This is a genomic window from Nonomuraea zeae (assembly GCF_005889725.1).
GTDB classification, from domain to species: Bacteria; Actinomycetota; Actinomycetes; order Streptosporangiales; family Streptosporangiaceae; genus Nonomuraea; species Nonomuraea zeae.
The window spans coordinates 13,227-33,071 of sequence record NZ_VCKX01000125.1 but is presented as its reverse complement, the minus strand read 5'-3'; the positions used below and the strand labels follow the sequence as shown (position 1 = coordinate 33,071).

Sequence of the window (19,845 nt, the reverse complement as noted above, 5' to 3'; positions counted from 1 at the left end):
CACCAAGCCGCAGCCCACCCCCACCAAGAGCCCGACGCACGACCCCGGCGTCGGTGACAACCCGGGTGTGGACGGTGACCCGATCCCGGTCCCCGACACCTGCGTGCGCGGCAAGGGCACCAAGCCGCTGAGCTCCAAGGCCTGGGCCACCGAGATGCTGCGCGGCAAGGGCTCGCTGAGCGACTCCACGCTCACCTGCTACCTCGCCCTCGCCCAGAACGGCAGCAAGATCTTCCCCGAGCTGACCAACGCCGGCTCGCTCGGCAAGGCGTACAAGGTGCTCAAGCCGACGAGCAAGTCCGCCAAGGCGCTGCTCGACCGCGAGCTGCTGGCCGCCTGGCTGAACTACGCGCACGGCGTGTACAACGGCTCGGCCAAGGTGCACGGCAAGACGACGCTGAAGCAGGCCGTCGCCATCGCGGAAAGGCACCGTACGGGCAAGGCCTCGGCCGCCCAGCTCAAGAAGACCGCGGTATACCTGTACAAGTACGTCAATGAGGTGATCTCAGCAACTTAAATGAGTCTGCCGTGCTCGAAATGGGTGAGGACAAGTGCGGCGCGGGCGATGTCACCGATCTTGCTGGGGCTGGCGGTGATGCGCTGCAGGGTGCGCCAGCGTTGCGTGAGCAGGGCGAAGCCGCGTTCGCCCAGGCAGCGCAGCGCGCGCAGCAGCATGTTGCGGGTGCGGGTGTCGACATCGAGGACGTTGCCGTCGGCGGGTTGGCGGACGGGGATGCGCACGCCGATCCCGGCACCGTCGTAGCCAGGATCGGCCAGGACGGGCAGGCCGCGGGCGCAGGCGGGATACAGAGCCGGCAGGACATGGATGCGGGCGGCGGTGATGTCGTGGGTCGATCCGGGCTCGACGTCGGAGACCCACAACGGCATACCGTCGGGGGCGAACAGCGCTTGGATGTTGCCGCCGTGTGGTGGGCCTTTCCCGAATACCACAGGTCGATGGGCTCGCCTTTGACGCTGGTGATCTTCTCGCGACAGCGGTCGGTGGTGATGACGGTACCGTCCAAGATCAGGTGGGGCAGTCCCTGGTCATGGGCGTGGCGCAGGCACTGGTGCAGGTCGGGTACTTGGTCGGCCAGATCCTCGATGGCCTCGTCCAGGTAGCGGTAGGCGGTTGCGCGAGAGATGTGGTGGTCACGGGCCAGGGCGGTGGGGTCGGTGCGGTCGCGAAACCAGCGCAGGACCAGCACGGCTTGGCCGAAGCAGGTCAGTGCCCGGGTGTCGGCGCGGGTGCCGCGCCGGCGGCGTTCGGCGGCCAGGAGGGTGGCGACATGGCGAACCAGGTCCCGGGAGACGTCGAGCGTGGCACGATAGGTGATCACGTGGAGCTTTCCGGTTGAGATCTTGTGGTGAGACCTCTTCTACCGGAGGCTCCACGCTCATTTCAGGGACATCGTGTCGGCGTACTGGTTCACGTGCAGAAATGGGTACGGATAATCATGCAGAGGCAGGTGCGGCGTGGTGATCGGTGCTGCCCGCTCGAGGTCGTATGTCAGCTTGGGGCGCCTGGCCCGTGCTTGGGCCATGCGGCCATGGCCAGTTCGGCGATCTCGGCCAGTTCAGCCGCGTCGGCTCCGTCCCGGGCGCGTTGTGACATCCCCTGGATTGCTGCGGCGAAGTACCCGGCCAGTGCGCGGGGGTTGGCGTCGGAGGGTAGTTCGCCTTGTTGCTGTGCGGCGCACAGGCGGTCGTGAAGGACGGTGAGATTGGCGTTGCGCAGGTCGCGCAGGAATGCCGCTATCTCATCGTCCTGGGCGGTGACGTTGGTGGCGGCGCTGATGATCAGGCAACCGGCCGGGTGGGAGGGGTCGGGGTAGATCGCTGCGGCCTCGCGCAGGATGCGGGCGAACGCCTGGCGGGCCGTGGGTTCTTCCTGGAGAGCTGCGTTCATCAACCCGCCGGCGGCTGAGCGCCCGTAGGTGTGGACCACCTCCTTGAACAGCGACCTCTTGTCGCCGAAGGCGGCGTACAGGCTGCCCGGTCTGATGCCCATCGCCTCGGTGAGTTCGCTGACCGAGGTGGTTTCGTAACCCCGTTCCCAGAAAAGCCGGGTGGCCTTGGCGATGGCCGCGTCACGGTCGAACGCACGCGGACGTCCTCGCTTTGCAGTCGTCTCACCCATGCCCAACATTGTAGAGCGTCCACTCAGGAAATCATGCTACCGTATTTCTTGATCAGTCACTCAATAAATGAGGTGGTCCTCCGTTATGAGCACGTACATGCTGGAAGGCAAGGTCGCGCTGGTCACCGGCGGGAGCCGGGGGCTCGGCCGGGCCATCGCCGAGCGGCTCGCCCGGGACGGCGCCGTCGTTGCCGTCGCCTTCGCTCGCCACAAAGCCGCGGCGAACGAGGTCATCGAGCGGATCCGCAAGGACGGCGGCCGGGCCTTCACGATACAGACGGAACTGGGCAGGCACGGAGACGCGGCCGCGCTCTGGGCCGCCTTCGATGCGCAGATCGGACAACACTCGCCTCACGAAGGTGTCGACATCATCGTCAACAACGCCGGCATCGGCCTCAGCTCGGACCTGGCCTCGCTCACGGAGGAAGGATTCGATGAGGTCTTCGCAGTGAACGTCCGGGCGCCGTTCTTCATCGTGCGGGAAGCACTGAAGCGGTTGCGGGACGGCGGGCGAATCATCAACATCTCCAGCGGCGTCGCCCGCCTGGCCATGCCGGAGATGATCGCCTACGGCTCCACCAAGGGCGCCCTGGACACCTTCACCCTCAACCTGGCCAAGGAACTGGGCCCGAGGGGCATTACGGCGAACTCGGTGCACCCCGGGATCGTCGACACCGACGTCAACGCGGGATGGCTGCGCGGCAACGCGGAAGCCGAGGCCTACGCCGCGTCGCTGGCCGCGCTGGGCCGGGTCGGGCGACCGGAGGACATCGCCGACGTGGCGGCGTTCCTCGCCTCCGACGACGCCCGCTGGGTGACCGGCAGGGTAATCGACGCGACGGGTGGCGCCAGATTGTAACCCCTCTCCCTGGGGCGGGAGCGGCCCTCCAGGCCCGCCCCGGGGAAAGGGGTCACCCACGATGATGGCCACCGAAGCGGTCGGACAGCTCTGCACATCAAGGGGTACGTCAACAACATCGCGCCGCATCCCGGTTCGTGCGCGTCAATGGCGCTTGGCGGCATAACACCGCAGATGCTTGACCTGTTCTCGTTGAGATCACCTCAATAAGTAAAGAATTTCCACTGAAGCGGGTCACGCCCTATGGCGTGGCCCGCTTTTTTTCGCCGGGACGTGTCGATCCGGGCAGCGGCCGTTCGTGTAAGCAGTGAGAACGAGAAACGGAAAGGGACGTCTCATGAAGCGGTATCTGCTCACCATGTTCCAGCCCGACGGCGACCCGCCCCCGCCCGAGATCCTGGACCCCGTCATGCGCGACCTCAACGCCCTCGAAGCGGAGATGAAGTCGGCCGGCGTCTGGGTCTTCTCCGGCGCGCTGCACCGGCCGGGACAGGCGCAGGTCGTGCAGCTGCGCGGCGGCGAGGTGCTCACGACCGACGGCCCCTACACCGAGGGCAAGGAGCACGTCGGCGGGTTCACCGTCATCACGGCGCCCGACCTGGACACCGCGCTCGGCTGGGCCCGCAAGATGGCGCGGGCGGTCGCGTTGCTGCCGATCGAGGTGCGGGAGTTCCACGGCTGAGCACGGGAACGGGGGCGGGCGGGACACCCCGCCCGCCCCCGTCACCGGCTGCGGCTACAGCACCGGCAGGTAGCGCCCGAGCTCGAACTCGGTGACGTGGCGGCGGTATTCGCGCCACTCGCTGCGCTTGTTGCGCAGGAAGAAGTCGAAGACGTGCTCGCCCAGCGTCTCGGCCACGAGCTCGCTGCGCTCCATGACCTCGATCGCGTCGTTGAGCGACCCGGGCAGCGGCTGGATGCCCAGGGCGCGGCGCTCGGCGCTGGTCAGCGTCCAGACGTTGTCCTCGGCGGCGGCGGGCAGCTCGTAGCTCTCCTCGATGCCCTTCAGCCCGGCCGCAAGGATCAGCGCGAACGCGAGGTAGGGGTTGCACGCCGAGTCGAGCGAGCGGAACTCGATGCGCGTCGAGCCGCCCTTGTGCGGCTTGTACATCGGCACCCGGACCAGGGCCGAGCGGTTGTTGTGGCCCCAGCACACGTAGGAGGGCGCCTCGCCGCCGAGGCCGGCGATGGCCTCGGCGCCGCCCCAGAGCCGCTTGTAGGAGTTGACCCACTGGTTGGTGACGGCGGTGATCTCGGCGGCGTGCTTGAGCAGCCCGGCGATGAACGACCGGCCGATCTTGGACAGCCGGTAGTCGGAGCCGGCCTCGTAGAAGGCGTTCCTGTCGCCCTCGAACAGCGACATGTGGGTGTGCATGCCGGAGCCCGGGTGCTCGGTGAACGGCTTGGGCATGAACGAGGCCCAGATACCCTGCTCCAGGGCGACCTCCTTCATGATCAGGCGGAAGGTCATGATGTTGTCGGCCGTGGTCAGCGCGTCGGCGTAGCGCAGGTCGATCTCCTGCTGGCCGGGCGCGCCCTCGTGGTGGCTGAACTCGACGGAGATGCCCATCGACTCCAGCATCATGATCGCCTGGCGCCGGAAGTCGTGACCCGAGCTGTGCGGCGTGTGGTCGAAGTAGCCGCCGGAGTCGATCGGCTCGGGCCGCTGGCCCGGCTCGGGGCGGTTCTTCAGCAGGAAGAACTCGATCTCCGGGTGGGTGTAGAAGGTGAAGCCCATGTCGGCGCACTTGGCGAGCGTGCGCTTGAGGACCCAGCGCGGGTCGGCGTGCGACGGCGAGCCGTCGGGCATGAGGATGTCGCAGAAGATGCGCGCCGCGCCGGGCGTCTCGCTGCGCCACGGCAGGATCTGGAACGTGGCCGGGTCGGGCTTGGCGAGCATGTCGGACTCGTAGACGCGGGCGAAACCCTCGATCGCCGAGCCGTCGAACCCTATGCCCTCCGCGAACGCGCCCTCCAGCTCGGCGGGGGCGATCGCGACGGACTTGAGGAAGCCGAGCACATCAGTGAACCAGAGCCGGATGAACCGGATGTCGCGTTCCTCGAGCGTGCGGAGCACGAACTCCTGCTGGCGGTCCAAGGCATCCCCTCGATAAGACAGTACAGGTCTTCTATCAGGATGCCGTGTCCGTGTTTCGCACACGTTACGGGGGGTGCCGGTGCGAGCCTCGCTGACAAAGGGCCCGCCCAGACTTACTGTGATCACGCAGTTAGTCTCGGGGGAGGCATTGGTGGCTATCGACCTGCTCAATCACAAGCTCGATCGGGCGTTCGACCACATCGACGCGTGCGGTAACGGCGTCGTCGAGCGTGAGGACCTGCTGGGGCTGGGCGCCCGCATTCTGGTGGGCTTCGGGGAGTCCCCCACGTCGGTCACCGGGGCGAGCCTGGTCGACAGCTTCGACGGCATCTGGTCCACTCTGTCGCACGCGCTCGAACGTGACGGCGACTCCGGCATCGCCCGTGCGGACTTCCGTGCGGGGATGGCGGCGGCGTTCGTCACGGGAGACCGGTACGACCCGGTGTTCAGACCCGCCACGGTGGCGGTGGCGGAGCTGTGCGACAGCGACAACGACGGCAGCATCCGGCCGGGCGAGTTCCGGACGATGCTGTGCGCGTTCGGCATCGCCTACGACGACGTGGATGAGGCGTTCGACCGGCTCGACCGGACGGGAAGGGGCTCGCTCACCGTGGACGAGCTGGTCCTGGCCGCCGCCGAGTATTACCGCAGCGACGACCCGAACGCGGCCGGCAACTGGCTTTTCGGACCGCTGTGAACGCCACGATGAGCACCACCGTGTTCGCCACGGTACGCACCGCGCTGCGCTCGGCGCTGGCTTCCATGATGCCGCTGCCGCGCAGGGGCGGCTCGGCCGCGCTTGCGCTGCTGCCGCTCACCGAGCGCGTGCCCGCCATGGCGGCGCCGTGCAGGATGCACCCGGCCGTCTACGCGATCGAGGCCGCGGTCATCGACTGGGCCAGGCGGACCGGGCTGCGGGCCGATCCCGAGGTCGGCTTCCACCGGATGGCCGGCCGGGCGTTCGCCGAGTTCGACGCGGCCGCCGCCGCCCTGTTCGCGCAGTGGCTGACCTGGCTGTTCCACCTGGACGACGAGCTGGACGAGGGCTCGTGCTCGCTGGACATCTTCCAGGGCATGCTCAAGGGCGCCTCGCGCCATCCGCTGGAGGCGGCCTTCGCCGACCTGTGGCGGGTGACGAGCGCGCGGATGAGCGACAAGTGGCGGGCCAGGTTCGCGGTCGGGCTGCAGCGCCAGCACGACGCCTGCCGGGCCGAGGCCGACAACAGGGCCTCGGGCCGGATGCCGACGCTGGAGGAATATCCGGCGCTGCGCAGGGGCACCGTGGGCCCGTACGTCTACGACCTGGTCGAGCCGTGCCTGCGGGTGGAGGTGCCGGCCTGGGTGCACGAGTGCGAGCCCTGGCAGCAGCTCGTGGAGGCCTGCAGCGACGTCACGGCCTGGTGCAACGACGTGGCCTCGCGGCCGAAGGAGCGCGGCGACGTGCACAACTTCGTGGTGCTCGCGATGCGCCAGCTCGGGCTGGGCGAGCGGGAGGCGACCGCCTGGGTGCTGGACCGCATCGCCGGCCGCTGCCAGGACATGCGCAAGGCCGCCAGGCTGCTGCCGCTGGACGACCTCGGGCCCAAGGAGGCAAGGGACGCCGCCAAGGTGGCCTGCGCCTACCTGGCGGCGCCGCGCGCCCATCTCGACTGGCTCCTGGAGTCCAAGCGCTACGCCTGATCCGAACTACGCCTGATCCGAACTACGCCTGAGCCGAACTACGCCTGAGCCGAGCTCTACGCCTGACCGGCGGCGAGCATGTCACCCGCGGGGGTGCGGCGGTAGACGACCTGTTTGCCGACCCGCATCCCCACCGTGAGCCCGCCGCCGCTGAGCACGCCGAGGTGCTGGCTCACGGCGCCGGGCGTCAGCTCCATGCGCCCGGCCAGGGCCGAGGTGGTGCTGGGCTCGGCGAGCGCGACCAGGATCCGGGCCCTGCTCCTGCCGATGAGCGCCGCCAGCGCGCCGGGCGCGGGCGGCGGCCCCTCGTCCCACAGGGTGCCGATGCCGAGCACGGGGTAGACCAGCATCGACTGGTACGGCGCCGACATCACCGCCACCGACGGCCACCAGAACGCGCTCGGCACCAACACCAGGCCGTCGCCGTAGAGCTTGTCCTGCAGGCACGAGGTCCGGTCGACGAGCAGCCGCTCCCCCGTCCAGACCACGGCCGGGTCGAGCCCGGCGAACAGCTCCCGCGCGCCACCCTGCGCGAGCTGCCGCGTCCGGCGCAGGACGTCGCGCTCCAGCAGCCCGTACACCCGGGGCCAGAACTCGGCGAAGCAGGTCTCCCAGTAGCGCTCCAGCGCGTCGGCGACCCTGGCCACGCCCGCCTCCGGGTCCGCGGCGAACCGCGCCAGCCGCGCCGGGTCGATGCCCGCGATCTTCGCGACCTCCGTGCGCGCCACGTCGGGCGGCGTGTTCCTGACCCGCGCCAGCTCCGCCCGGAACTCCGGCATCGGCGTGTCGGGCGGCGGGGTGATGAAGTCGGCGATGTAGCCGCTCGGCGGCACCAGCGCGAACAGCTCGGCCAGGTCGAGGCCGTCGATCAGGGGCCGGACGGCCTTGAGCCACGGCAGGTGGAAGGACTGCCTGGCGGGGCCCTGGAGGGTGCGCAGGCTGGCCACGAGCTCCCACATCGGGGAGAACGCGAACCGGATGCGCGCCACGTCCTCCGGCGTCAGGACCCAGGTGATGGACATCTTTTTAGTCTGCACTAAATCGTTCGCGCAAGAAAACCGTAAATATCAGTCTTTGTCACGTGTCAACCATCTCCGTCGACCGGCCGCCCCGGAAGACCACGCAGTTCTTCCGCTCCAAGGTGGGCGGCCTGCCCCGTCCCTTCTGGGCCCTGTGGGGCGGCACCGTCGTGAACCGCCTGGGCACCATGGTCATGCCCTTCACCGGCGTCTACCTGACCCAGAGCCGCGGCCTGTCGCTGGCCACGGCCGGCCTCGTGATGGGCGTGTTCGGCGCGGGCTCGCTGCTGTCGCAGCTGCTCGCCGGGGTGCTCACCGACCGCATCGGGCGCCGGGCCACGCTGTCGGGCGGCATGCTGGCCACCGCCGCGGGCATGCTGGCGCTCGGCTACAGCACCTCGCTGCCGGCGATCCTGGCCTCGATGTTCGTGCTCGGCCTGGTCGTCGACGTCTACCGGCCCGCATCGAACGCCCTGGTCGCCGACCTGGTCTCGCCGGTCGAGCGGCCCCGCGCGTACGGGCTGCTGTTCTGGGGGATCAACCTCGGCTACGCGGTCGGCATGACGGCCGGCGGCTGGCTGGCGGGGCTCGGGTTCGTCTGGCTGTTCTGGATCGACGCGGTGTCGAGCGTGGTCTTCGCCGTGCTGGTCTGGCGGGCGGTCCCGGAGACCAGGCCCGCGGCCAGGGAGTCCGCGGGCGGCTTCGGCGTGGTGCTGCGCGACCGGGTCATGGTCGGCTTCACGGTGGTCATCCTGGGCAACGCGCTGGTCTACATGCAGACGATGACCATGCTGCCGGTCGCGATGACCGAGGTCGTGAAGCTCTCGCCGGGACAGTACGGGCTGGCCATGGCCCTGAACGGGGTGCTGATCGTCGTCGTGCAGCCGCTGGTGTCCGGCTGGCTGGGGCGCAGGGACGCGGCCCGTACGCTGGCGCTGGGCATGGCCGTGATGGGCGCCGGGTTCGCGATGACCGCGTTCGTCACGAGCACGCTGGGGCTGGCCGCCACGATCGCGGTGTGGACGGTGGGCGAGATCATCACGGCCGGCATCCCCGGCGCCGTCGTGGCCGCGCTGGCGCCGGCGGAGCTGCGCGGGCGGTACGCGGGACTGTTCGGGTTCGCCTGGTCGCTGGCCGGGGTGCTGGCGCCGCTGCTCGGCGGGCCGCTGCTGGAGATCGGCACGGGGGCGCTGTGGTTCTCGGTCGGCGGTATCGGCGTGCTGTCGGCGGCCGGGCTGCTGCTGCTCGGACCCGCGATCCGGCGACGTTGAGAAAATTTTGATCGGATATTGGCGCGCTGCCGGTAATTTCCACCCAGCACTGGGGTGGGAAGGACGGGTCGGATGCGCCGCGAAGGTCTGGCACGTGGTGTGGCGATCGGCATCGCCACGCTCGCCGTCGCATTTGAGCTCACCGACATCTGGGTGACGGCGCAACTGCCGCAGCCGACGTACACGCCGCTTCCCTTCGCGCCCGAGGACATGGCGGGCACCGCCTTCCCCGTCTTCGGCGCGATCCTGGTGCACAGCAGGCCGCGGCTGGTGATCGGCTGGCTGCTGTGCGTCGGCGGGCTGTGCGCCGCGGCCAACATCCTGGCCGCGAACCTCCACCTGCTCCTGTACGCCGGGCCGCCGAGCGGCTGGCCGATCGTCAACCTGACCTGGCACGTCCTGCAGCTCACGCTGGGCGTGCTGCTGCCGCTCTGCTACCCGGTCGGCACCCTGCCGTCCAAGCGGTGGCGGGCGGTGGTGGCGCTGGCCGTCACGGGCATGGCGCTCGACTGGGTGACCGTGCTGTCCGGGCAGAAAACGTTTAGGGAAGCCGCGCACTGGATGGTGTCGGCGGCCATGGTGCTGGCGTTCACCTCGCTCGTCGTACGCTTCGCGCGCGGCGACGCGGCCGAGCGCCGTCAGCTCCTGTGGCTGCTCGTGACGCTGCCCGGCCTGCTGGTCCCGTGGATGCTGGGCGACCCGGTCTGGTGGGTGGCGACCCTGGCCATCCCGCTGATCCCGGCGGCGATCGCGGTGGCGGTGCTGCGCTACCGGCTGTTCGGGATCGACACGCTGATCAGCAGGGCGCTGGTCGGCACCGGGCTGGCGATCGTGGTCACCGGCGTCTACGTGGTGGTGAGCGCGGCCTCCAGCGTGTTCCTGTCGGAGGTGGACCGGATCGCCGGCATCGCGGCCGCGGTGTTCGCCGGCGCGGCCTTCCAGCCGGTGCGGCGGCTGTTGCAGCGCGGCGTGGACCGGCTGCTGTACGGCAGCACCGGCGTGCCGGGCGCGCTGGCCAGGCGCCTGCGGCACCGGCTGCAGCACACCGACCCGGTGCACGGGCTGCTGGCCACGCTGGACGTGCTGCGCGAGGGCCTGTCGGTGACCGGCACGGCGGTCGAGCTGGACGGCACGACGACCGTCTCAGGATCTCTCCGGACGAACCCGGACCTATCAGACCCGCCGGACCCGCCGGACCCGTCGGCGTCATCGGACCCTGGCCCGCCTCCGCCGGCGAAGGTCATCGCGCTGGTGTGGCACGGGGAGCCCGTGGGGCTGCTGCTGATCGGGCCGACGGACCGGCGCAGGTTCCCCGCGGCGCACGACGAGCGGGTGATCGCGACGCTGACCCCGTACATCGCCGACGCCGCCCACGCCGTGCGCCTGACGGCGGCGCTGCAGCGCTCGCGCGAGCGCATCCTGACCGCCCGCGAGGAGGAGCGGCGGCGGCTGCGCCGCGACCTGCACGACGGGCTCGGCCAGTCACTCACCGGCATGGCCATGTCGATCAACACCGCGCGCCTGACCATGCGCAGCTCCCCGGAGAGCGCCGACCGGCTGCTCGCCGGGCTGCGGGCCGGCATGGACGCGGTGAGCGGCGACATCAGGCAGCTCGTGTACGGCCTGCGCCCGCCCGCGCTGGACGAGCTGGGCCTGGCGGGGGCGGTGCGCGAGCTCGCCCAGGGCCCGGCCCACGAGCCGGCTCACGCATCGGCCCGGGGATCGGCCCCGGGGTCGGTCCACGAGCCGGTCGAGACGTACGGCGACCTGACCGGGCTGCCCGCGGCGGCCGAGGTGGCCGCGTACCGGATCGTCCAGGAGGCGCTCACGAACGCTCGCAAGCACGCGGGCGCCACCAGGATCGCGATCACGCTGCGTCGCGACGACTGCCTGCGCGTGACCGTCACCGACGACGGGGCCGGGATGCCGCCGGACGCGCGCCCCGGCGTCGGGCTGACCTCGATGCGCGAGCGGGCCGCCGAGCTCGGGGGCACCTGCGTCGTACGGGAAGCAGAAGGAGGGGGCACCACTGTCCACGCCGATCTTCCACTGTGAAATTTCGCCATATACCCAGACACGTTCTCCCTCTACAGTTACGCCTGACATGCTGACCTTCACCGCGCTGGGACCGTTCCAGGCCTGGTCCAACGGCGCCCCCCTCGATCTCGGCGGCCAGCGGCAACGAGCCGTGCTCGCGCGCCTCCTCGTGGCCGGCGGCCGTGCCGTGCCCGTGAACACCCTCATCGACGAGCTCTGGCCGGGCAGCCCGCCCGCGCAGGCCCTGTCCACGATCCAGGGCTACGTCTCCCGCCTGCGCCGCGCGCTCGAACCGGACCGCGCGCCGCGCGAGGAGGCGGGCGTGCTGGTGTCCGCACCGCCCGGTTACGCGCTGCGCGCGGCGACCGAGCAGGTGGACGCGTGGCGGTTCGAGTCCCTGGTCAAGTCGGACGGCGATCCAGCGGGCGTGTGGGCGGCCATGGACACCGCGCTGGGGCTGTGGCGGGGGCCCGCGCTGGCCGAGTTCGCCGAGCTGAGCTGGGCCGCCACCGAGGCGGGCAGGCTGGAGGAGCTGCGGCTGATCGCCGTCGAACGACGGGCCGACGCCGGGCTGGCGCTGGGCCGGGCGACCTCGCTGGTCGCCGACCTGGAGGCGCACGCGTCGGCGTACCCGCTGCGCGAGGAGGCCTGGCGGCTGCTGTCGGTGGCCCTCTACCGGATGGGCCGCCAGGGCGACGCGCTCGCGGCGCTGCGCAGGGCGCGCGCCGTGTGGCGGGACGAGCTGGGGCTCGACCTGTCGGCCGGGCTGAAGCGCCTGGAGGCCGACATGCTCGCCCAGCGCCTGGAAGAGCCGCCCGCCGCACCTCCCGCACCCGCCGGTCCCGCCGCGCCTCCCGCACCCGCCGTGCCGGATTCCGGCGCGCGGGAAGGGGCGGCCGTGCTGCGCGTCCTGGTGGCCGACGACCAGGCACTCGTACGCGCGGGGCTGCGGGCGATGCTGGAGGTCGAGGCCGGGGTGGAGCTGGCCGGGGAGGCCTGCAACGGCGAGGAGGCGATCACGGGCGTCCGCGAGACGCGGCCGGACGTGGTCCTGCTCGACATCCAGATGCCGCATCTCGACGGCCTGGCCGCGGCCCGCAGGATCCTGTCCGGGGAGCGGCCCCCGAAGGTGGTGATGATGACCACGTTCGGCAGCGACGAGAACCTGTATGCGGCGTTGCGAGCGGGCGTGAGCGGATTCGTGCTGAAGACGTCGGACCCCGAGCAGTTCCTCGCCGCGATCAGGGCCGCGGCGGCCGGAGACGCGCTGATCGACCCGGCGGTCACCACGCGGCTGATCTCGGCGTTCGCCGGGCGCACCGACCCGGCCTCTCCCCCGGCGCTGGCCGGGCTCTCCGACGACCGGCTCGACGTGCTGAAACTCGTCGCCAGGGGCCTGACGAACCGGCAGATCGGCCAGACGCTCGCCCTGCCGGAGGAGGAGGTCGGCGTCCTGGTCAAGTCGCTGCTGGAGCATCTCGGGCTGTTCGACCGGGCGCAGCTGGTGATGGCCGCGTACGAGTCGGGGCTGGTCACCCCGGGCACCTCTGTCGCGAAATGAGGTTCTTTTCGTCTCTTTGACGATAAAAATCGGGGCGTACTAGGGTGGTCATGTGGCCCAACTGCGCATTGCCCTGGCACAGACGAACCCGGTTGTCGGCGACCTGACCGCCAACGCGGAGCGGCTGCTCGCGTGGACCCGCGACGCCGCCGAGCGCGGAGCCCACCTCGTCGTCTTCACCGAGATGTTCCTGACCGGCTATCCCGTCGAGGACCTGGTGCTGCGCACGTCCTTCGTGGACGCCAGCATCGAGACCCTGGACGAGGTGGCGCGCACGCTGGAGCGGGAAGGGCTGGGCGAGCTGCCGGTGGTGGTCGGCTATGTCGACCGCGCCGGCCTGGCTCCCCGGGTGGGCCAGCCGAAGGGCGCCTCGCTCGACGCGGCCGCGCTGCTCCACCGGGGCGAGGTGGTCATCCGCACGGCCAAGCACCACCTGCCGAACTACGGGGTGTTCGACGAATACCGCTATTTCGTGCGCGGCGACCGGCTGCCGGTCTTCCGGCTGCACGGGGTGGACGTCGCGATCGCGGTGTGCGAGGACCTCTGGCAGGACGGCGGCCCGGTGGCCGTCGTGGGGCAGGCGGGGGCCGGGCTGCTGGTCGTGCCGAACGCCTCGCCGTACGAGAAGGAGAAGGACGACGTACGCCTGGAGCTGTGCGCGCGCAGGGCGCGCGAGGCCGGGTGCGCGCTCGTCTACGTCAACCAGGTCGGCGGGCAGGACGAGCTGGTCTTCGACGGCGACTCGATCGTCGTGGACGGCGCGGGCGAGCTGGTGGCGCGCGCCGGCCAGTTCACGGAGGAGCTGCTGGTCGTCGACCTGGACCTGCCGGTCTCCGACGCCCCGATCGGGGCGTTCCCGCACGACGCGGGCGACGGCACCACGATCACGGTCGATCGCGTCGTGCTCTCCTCCGAGCCGGTGGCGCCCTACGAACCGGCGCCCGGCAGGATCGCCGAGCGGCTCGACCTGCACGCGGAGGTCTACTCGGCGCTGGTGCTCGCGGTCAGGGACTACGTGGCCAAGAACGGCTTCCGCTCGGTCATCCTGGGGCTTTCAGGCGGCATCGACTCCGCCCTGACGGCGACGATCGCCTCCGACGCCATCGGCCCCTCCCGCGTCAACGTGGTGCTCATGCCCTCGCGCTACTCCTCCGAGCACTCCCTGGCGGACGCGGAGGAGCTGGTGCGCAGGCAGGGCGTCAACTCGCAGGTCGTGCCGATCGCCGAGATCGTCAACGCCTTCGAGAAGGAGATCGACCTGTCCGGCCTGGCCGCCGAGAACCTCCAGGCCAGGGTGCGCGGCATGATCCTCATGGGCCTGTCCAACGAGCACGGGCACCTGGTGCTGACGACGGGCAACAAGAGCGAGCTGGCGACCGGCTACTCGACCCTCTACGGCGACTCCGCCGGCGGCTTCGCCCCGATCAAGGACGTGCCGAAGACGATGGTGTGGGAGCTGTCCAGGTGGCGCAACGCCCACTCCGAGCCCCAGTTCCTGATGAGCGCCGAGCGCCCGATCCCGGAGAACTCGATCTCCAAGGAGCCGAGCGCCGAGCTGCGGCCCGACCAGCGCGACACCGACTCGCTGCCCCCGTACGAGGTCCTCGACCGGCTGCTCGACGACTACGTGGAGAAGGACATGGGCTCGCAGGAGCTCATCGCGGCGGGCCACGACCCGGCCCTGGTGACGAGGGTGATCAGGCTGGTGGACCTGGCGGAGTACAAGCGCCGCCAGTATCCGCCAGGCCCCAAGATCACCCCCAAGAACTTCGGCAGGGACCGCCGCCTGCCGATCACCAACCGCTGGCGCGAGACCACCGGCTAGGCGCCGGGCCCGGCCTGCCTCAGACGCGGTCCGCGGCGATGAGCAGGTACTGGAAGCTGCCGTTGCGGTAGGCGTCGAGGAACGCCTCCTCGATGCCGGTCGCGAGCTGGGTCTTCGCGCGCAGCTCCCAGTAGGGGATGGTGACCGCCGTGAGGTCGATCACGCTGATCGGCACGAGGCGGTTGGCCGCCATCTCCTTGAAATAGGTGCTGCGCGAGTGGATGTCGCAGATGTAGTGGGCGTTGATCTGGCTGATGGCGCGCGACGGCAGCCCGTAGGCGTCGTTGTAACAGCCGGTGATGGTCACGTAGCGGCCGCCGCGGGCCAGCAGCCGGGCATGCGCGGCGAACAACAGGGAGAGCTCGACGTACATCGTGCTCTCGTTGTTCCAGATCGCCTGGTACGAGCCCGCCTCGAAGCCGGTGTCGAGCATGTTGCGGAAGTGGAAGCGCACCTTGTCGTCCACACCACGTTCCTTGGCCCGCTCGTTGGCGAACGACACCTGGGACTCGGAGATCGACACGCCGTCCACGTAACAGTCGTGCCGCATGTTGACCAGGAGGCTGGAGCCGCCCCGGCCGCAGCCCGCGTCCATGACGCGATGGTGCGGCCGCAGGTCGCCGAGATGCCCGATGAGGACTTGGGCCTGCGCCGACTCCAGCCGGTGCAGCTCGGCGACGATGCGTTCCTGCCGGGTCTCCTCCGGGCCGTCCAAGACCGACCAGTCCACCTCGCCTATGCCGTAGTGGTGGTGATAGATGCCGTCGACCTCGCCCAGGCGCAGGTTGACCGGGTTCTGCTCAGCGTTCCAATAGTCCGCGACGGAATGCTGGTAGAGGCTGCTGAGCACGGGGTTGGCAGTCACTGACGAGCTCCTTTCGTTATGGATTTTCACGAGTTGTAGCGGCTGCTGGAGCCGTGCCATTCGAGGCAACCGGCCATCCATCCCTGGGCGCCGCGCAAGAAGCGCTGCAGCTCGGCGCACGGGACGGCGGACAGCGCCCGCTGGCTGGCTTCGAAGCCCTTCACGAAGTCGTTGTGCATGAAGACGGCGGTCTCCGTCGCCTCCCTGATCGAGCACTTCTCCTCCGCGGCGATGAGCAGGACCAGGTTGGAGTCGGGCAGCTCGTCGGCCGCCTCCCTGGCCACGGAGTGGAGGTCGTTGACGATGACGCTGGCGGTGCCGGCCTGCATGAGGGCGGTGTGGAAGCGCCGGTCGCCGAAGAGGTCGGGGGGCAGCTCGAAGCCGGCGACGATGTCGATGAGCGTCATGGAGGTGTAGAAGCTGTCGTGCTGGCGGGCCGCGAGGTAGCGCCACACGGGCGGTGGCGTCTCCAGGTAGCGCCAGGCGGCGTACGCGGTCCAGCTCACGTACATCTGGGAGGTGATGTTGCAGATGCGCATCCTTTGTGCGGGGCTGGCATGGCGGGAGACGTGGCCGACGGCCGACCTGAGCGCGACCAGGACGGGATCCGCGGCGATCGCCTCCTCCAGCTGCCGGGTGTAGTCGCCCGCGGGCGGGGGCGGGTCCATGGCCGACGTCACGAGGGCCAGGCGCGGGGGCAGCTCCGTGGGCGTCGCGCCGAGGTCGCTCTCGTCGGCGTAGTAGTCGTCCGACGCCCACCAGGCGGCGTTCATCTGGGCCCCCACCAGCAGCAGGTCGGGGTCGTCGCTGTCGGGATGGGCGAGCATGGCCAGCCGCCCGAACCCGGTCTCGCCGAACTTGCCGAGCTGCTCGGCGTAGATGCCGGTCCGCTCCGCCCACGCCACGAGCCGCCGGTTCACCTCCGCGCCGAGTGCCTCGTCGTCGCGTACGGTGCCGGGGCAGTAGAGCGGCGGATAGGACCCGTCGCCCCACTCGCGCTCCAGGTAGGGCAGCGGCACGAGCGCGGGCAGGCCGCGGCGGACCGGCGGCAGGACGGCGGGCTCGTGCCCGTCGTCCGCTGTGCCCTCCGCTGTGCCCTCCGCTGTGCCCTCCACCGGGCCCTCCACCGGGCCCTCCGCGACGCCTCCGGTGGGGTCCCCCGTCACGGGCACGGGGCGCGGCAGGTCCTGGAAGCGGAGCGTGGAGGTCCCGAGGCCGCTCGGGGCCACCGGCACCGGCACCGCTCCGGCGGCCGCGCTCCCGGCGGGCCGCGACGTCTCGGCCCAGCGCAGGGCGGCGGCTCCCAGGCCGGTCGGGCCCGTGGGGATGGGCAGGGGGTCGTGGTACGGGCGCGGTGTCGCGGCCTCATCTGGCATGGCGTCTCTTCTTCTCCGATCCTGGACTGGCCGGCCGGTCAGGAGCGCGGGGCGGCGGTGTCGACGTTCTCGAGGATCCCGATCGCGTCCGGGACCAGGATCGCCGCCGAGAAGTACGCGCTGACCAGGTAGGACATCACCGCCTTGGCGTTGACGCCCATGAACCGGACGTTCAGCCCCGGTTCGTACTCCTCCGGGATGCCGGTCTGGTAGAGGCCGACGACCCCCTGGTCGTCCTCGCCCGTGCGCAGGGCGATGATCGAGCTGGTCTGGTGGGCGGACAGCGGGATCTTGCCGCAGGGGAAGATGGGCACGCCGCGCCAGGCCGGGATCTCGTGGCCCTCGACGTTGGCACTGCCGGGCACCAGGCCGCGCTTGTTGCACTCCCTGAAGAACGCGGCGATGGCCTTGGGGTGAGCCAGCAGCAGGCGCGTCTTGCGGCGCATGCTGATCAGGTCGTCGAGGTCGTCGGGGGTGGGCGGTCCCGACCAGGTGTTGATCCGCTGGCCGTAGTCGGCGTTGTGCAGCAGGCCGAACTCGCGGTTGTTCAGCAGCTCCCACTCCTGGCGCTCGCGGATCTCGTGGATCGTCAGGCGGAGCTGCTGCTCGACCTGGTTCATCGGGTCGTTGTAGAGGTCGGCCACGCGGGAGTGGACGCGGAGGACGGTCTGGGCCACGCTCAGCTCGTACTCGCGGGGGTGCAGGTCGTAGTCCACGAACGTGCCGTTGATGGGCTGCTCCCCCACGTGCCCGGCGGCGACGTCCACCGCGGCCTCGCCGCGGCGGTTGACCGGCTTGCGGGTCTCCTCCAGGTATCGGGCGATGTGCTGCCGCAGCGCCGGGGACGCGCCGAGCACCTCCTGGAAGCGGGACCACGGAGAGACGAGGATGGTGCCGGGCGTGGCCGCCCTGACGGTGAACAGCCAGCGCGGGTCCTCCTGCCCGAGCGCCTCGTCGCCGAACTGGTCGCCGTCGGCGATGACGCCGTGGACCTCCGTGCCGCCGTATTTGCCGGTGGACAGGCGGTCGAGGCGGCCGTGGGCGATGACGTACGTCTCGGTGACCGGGTCGCCGGCCTCGACGAGGATCTCTCCCGCCTGGATGTCCCTAGGGGTGAACGTCGCGGCGATCGCCTCCAGGACGCCGAGGTCGTCAAACCCGCGCAGCGGGGGCAGCTCCGCGAGCGTCTCCGGGATGATGCGCACGTCGTCGGCGCCGTTCTGCACGACGCTCACCCGGCCGCGGCCGACCGTGTGCGTGAGCCTGCGGTTGACCCGGTAGGTGCCGCCCCGCACGTCGACCCAGGGCAGCATGCGCAGCAGCCAGCGGGAGGTGATGGCCTGCATCTGCGGGCGGGTCTTGGTGGTGGTGGCCAGATTGCGGGCGGCCCTGGTGTCCAGGCTCAGCCGCGGTTCGGTCCCGGGTTCCGTTGACTCCGTGGACATGCTTCCTCGCAATCGCTCAAGTGGATCGAACCCGGCATCCCCCGCGCAGCCAGCCGACAACTACAGAAAGTAATTAAACAGATACTATAGGTAGAGTCTCTTGCCGGTCATGGCCTCCTGCCGCTCAGGTAAGAGCCGTATAGCCATAAGGACAGGAGTCGTTAAGCAGGCTGAGAATTCTTGGATAATGTTCAGCATGCTGAAGAAACTGTCGGCAGGGCGCGTGCTGGCGGCGGGAGTGGCCGCCAGCCTGGTGCTGACGGGGCTGGTGTGGCTGCTGGGCCAGCGGTTGCACGGCGTCGCCCTGCTGCCCGACCAAGGAGCGTCCTGGTACTACTGGAAGCTCCCCGAGCCGACGGTGTGGACCAGGTTGTCGGCCTGGGGCGGCTACGCGGCTCACCAGATCGCGTTCTGGTGGCTGATCCACTACGCGCAGACCAAGGTCGGCCGCTACTCCTCCGGGCTGCACCCGGTCAACGTCGTGGCCCTGGCGGTGAACACCGGCTTCGTCGTCCTGCACCTGCTGCAGACGCAGCTCTTCTACGACGGGCTCGCGCAGGACGTGTCGATCTTCAGCTCGCAGGGATCGGTGATCCTGCTCCTGGTGGCGGTGCTGCTCATGGAGAACCGGCGCCGCGGCCTGTTCTTCGGCCGCCCGGCGCCCATCCGCGCGGAGATCGTCGCCTTCGCCCGCCGCTACCACGGCTATCTGTTCAGCTGGGCCGCGGTCTACACCTTCTGGTACCACCCGGCGGAGACCACCAGCGGGCACCTGATCGGATTCATGTACATGTTCCTGCTGCTGTTGCAGGGCAGCCTGTTCCTGACGCGGGCGCACACCGCCCGCTGGTGGACCGTCACGCTGGAGCTGGCGGTGGCGGCGCACGGCACGCTGGTCGCCGTCATGAACAGCGGGCCGGGCGGGGCGTGGCCGATGTTCCTGTTCGGCTTCCTCGGGGTCTTCATCGTCACCCAGATGCACGGGCTCGGCCTCGGGCGGGGCACGCGGTGGCTGATCGGGCTCGGCTACGCGGGCGCCGCCCTCACCGTGTACGCCCTGCGCGGCCAGCCGCTCGGCGTGTCCGCGATCGTGCGGATCCCGGCCATCGAATACCTGCTGGTGGCCGTGCTCGCCGTGCTGCTGTGGCTGGGCCTGCGCGCCGCCAGGCTGGTGCGGGCGCGCGCCGTACAATGAGCGCGTGGTGGGCGAAGACGCACGTTACGTGGCCGAGGCGGCCGACGAGGTGCGCGCCGACATCCGTTCCTGGCCCACCGGCCGGCTGCTGTCCGTGGCCGCGCGGCTGGTCGAGCGGCGCTTCCACGACTTCCTGGCCGCCCACCAGCTCACCCACGCGGGCCTGATCGCGTTGCACCACCTCACCGCGGGTCCGCTGACCCAGCGCGAGCTGGCGGTGGCCTGCCGGGTGACCGACCAGACGATGAGCCGGACGATCGGCCACCTGCTCCGCTCGGGCTACATCGGCAAGCGCACCGACGACCGCGATCGCCGCCGGGCCCTGGTGGAGCTGACCCAGCGCGGCACGGAGGTGCTGGCGCACGCCCGCGAGAAGGAGCGCGACTCCGGCGACCTGCTCGGCGCGGTCGAAGACTACGCCCGCTTCCGCGAGGACCTCATCAAGCTCATCTCGATCTCCTGAGACTCCCCCTC

17 protein-coding genes and 1 pseudogene are annotated in these 19,845 nt (G+C 70.4%); 11 read left to right on the top strand and 7 right to left on the bottom strand.

The features are described 5' to 3' along the window. A partial coding sequence (locus ETD85_RS63460; RefSeq protein ID WP_206058855.1) for a hypothetical protein occupies positions 1-517 on the top strand: 517 nt, incomplete at its 5' end. Here the strand turns inward: ETD85_RS63460 and ETD85_RS33300 are convergent. Together ETD85_RS33300 and ETD85_RS33295 are read right to left on the bottom strand one after the other, a co-directional pair. Further along, positions 514-1,340 (bottom strand): annotated as a pseudogene (locus ETD85_RS33300) (transposase family protein). The gene ETD85_RS63460 and the pseudogene ETD85_RS33300 overlap by 4 nt on opposite strands. Before the next feature lie 170 nt (positions 1,341-1,510). Beyond that, positions 1,511-2,140 carry a TetR/AcrR family transcriptional regulator gene (locus tag ETD85_RS33295; RefSeq protein ID WP_240779598.1) on the bottom strand — a complete coding sequence of 210 codons (630 nt, stop codon included), beginning with the start codon at positions 2,138-2,140 and terminating at the stop codon, positions 1,511-1,513. Between the two features lie 97 nt (positions 2,141-2,237). Between ETD85_RS33295 and ETD85_RS33290 the strand changes: the two genes are divergently transcribed. Beyond that, positions 2,238-2,999, top strand: a complete 762-nt coding sequence (locus ETD85_RS33290; RefSeq protein ID WP_240779597.1) for an SDR family oxidoreductase — start codon at positions 2,238-2,240, stop codon at positions 2,997-2,999. A gap of 337 nt (positions 3,000-3,336) precedes the next feature. Beyond that, complete coding sequence (locus ETD85_RS33285) at positions 3,337-3,681, top strand: YciI family protein (protein WP_138693777.1); 345 nt, start codon at positions 3,337-3,339, stop codon at positions 3,679-3,681. 54 nt (positions 3,682-3,735) lie between these two features. Here the strand turns inward: ETD85_RS33285 and ETD85_RS33280 are convergent, their stop codons facing one another. Further along, positions 3,736-5,097, bottom strand: a complete 1,362-nt coding sequence (locus tag ETD85_RS33280; RefSeq protein ID WP_138693776.1) for a glutamine synthetase family protein — start codon at positions 5,095-5,097, stop codon at positions 3,736-3,738. A 151-nt stretch (positions 5,098-5,248) separates the two neighbouring features. On the opposite strand from ETD85_RS33280, the gene ETD85_RS33275 reads away from it, so the two are divergent. After that, a complete protein-coding gene (locus ETD85_RS33275; RefSeq protein ID WP_138693775.1) occupies positions 5,249-5,794 on the top strand; it encodes an EF-hand domain-containing protein in 546 nt (181 codons plus the stop codon). Between the two features lie 8 nt (positions 5,795-5,802). Further along, on the top strand, positions 5,803-6,777 hold the full coding sequence (locus tag ETD85_RS33270) for a terpene synthase family protein (protein WP_138693774.1): 975 nt from the start codon (positions 5,803-5,805) through the stop codon (positions 6,775-6,777). A gap of 56 nt (positions 6,778-6,833) precedes the next feature. Here ETD85_RS33270 and ETD85_RS33265 read toward each other — a convergent pair whose 3' ends face one another. Continuing rightward, entirely contained in the window at positions 6,834-7,799 is a 966-nt protein-coding gene (locus tag ETD85_RS33265; RefSeq protein WP_138693773.1) for a DUF5937 family protein, read from the bottom strand. Between the two features lie 59 nt (positions 7,800-7,858). On the opposite strand from ETD85_RS33265, the gene ETD85_RS33260 reads away from it, so the two are divergent. From ETD85_RS33260 to ETD85_RS33245, 4 genes are all read left to right on the top strand, one after another. After that, positions 7,859-9,067 (top strand): MDR family MFS transporter, encoded by a 1,209-nt coding sequence (locus tag ETD85_RS33260; RefSeq protein WP_138693772.1) that lies wholly within the window; start codon positions 7,859-7,861, stop codon positions 9,065-9,067. 72 nt (positions 9,068-9,139) lie between these two features. Further along, a complete protein-coding gene (locus ETD85_RS33255; RefSeq protein ID WP_138693771.1) occupies positions 9,140-11,122 on the top strand; it encodes a sensor histidine kinase in 1,983 nt (660 codons plus the stop codon). A gap of 49 nt (positions 11,123-11,171) precedes the next feature. Beyond that, positions 11,172-12,665 (top strand): BTAD domain-containing putative transcriptional regulator, encoded by a 1,494-nt coding sequence (locus ETD85_RS33250; protein ID WP_138693770.1) that lies wholly within the window; start codon positions 11,172-11,174, stop codon positions 12,663-12,665. A 52-nt stretch (positions 12,666-12,717) separates the two neighbouring features. Beyond that, positions 12,718-14,490, top strand: coding sequence for an NAD+ synthase (locus ETD85_RS33245; RefSeq protein ID WP_138693769.1), 1,773 nt, complete (start codon positions 12,718-12,720; stop codon positions 14,488-14,490). A gap of 19 nt (positions 14,491-14,509) precedes the next feature. Here ETD85_RS33245 and ETD85_RS33240 read toward each other — a convergent pair whose 3' ends face one another. From ETD85_RS33240 to ETD85_RS33230, 3 genes are read right to left on the bottom strand one after another with little or no spacing between them, the layout of a single operon-like run. Beyond that, the gene (locus ETD85_RS33240; protein ID WP_240779596.1) at positions 14,510-15,355 is read right to left on the bottom strand and encodes a geranyl diphosphate 2-C-methyltransferase; all 846 of its coding nucleotides are present in this window, start codon (positions 15,353-15,355) and stop codon (positions 14,510-14,512) included. A gap of 26 nt (positions 15,356-15,381) precedes the next feature. Further along, entirely contained in the window at positions 15,382-16,731 is a 1,350-nt protein-coding gene (locus ETD85_RS33235) for a family 2 encapsulin nanocompartment cargo protein terpene cyclase (protein ID WP_206058853.1), read from the bottom strand. A 38-nt stretch (positions 16,732-16,769) separates the two neighbouring features. Continuing rightward, positions 16,770-18,176 (bottom strand): family 2B encapsulin nanocompartment shell protein, encoded by a 1,407-nt coding sequence (locus ETD85_RS33230; RefSeq protein ID WP_138693768.1) that lies wholly within the window; start codon positions 18,174-18,176, stop codon positions 16,770-16,772. Between the two features lie 196 nt (positions 18,177-18,372). Here ETD85_RS33230 and ETD85_RS33225 point away from each other — a divergent pair, with 196 nt between their 5' ends. Together ETD85_RS33225 and ETD85_RS33220 are read left to right on the top strand one after the other, a co-directional pair. Further along, positions 18,373-19,371 carry a hypothetical protein gene (locus ETD85_RS33225; RefSeq protein WP_240779595.1) on the top strand — a complete coding sequence of 333 codons (999 nt, stop codon included), beginning with the start codon at positions 18,373-18,375 and terminating at the stop codon, positions 19,369-19,371. 4 nt (positions 19,372-19,375) lie between these two features. After that, on the top strand, positions 19,376-19,834 hold the full coding sequence (locus ETD85_RS33220; RefSeq protein ID WP_240779594.1) for a MarR family winged helix-turn-helix transcriptional regulator: 459 nt from the start codon (positions 19,376-19,378) through the stop codon (positions 19,832-19,834). The last annotated feature ends 11 nt before the right edge of the window (positions 19,835-19,845 follow it).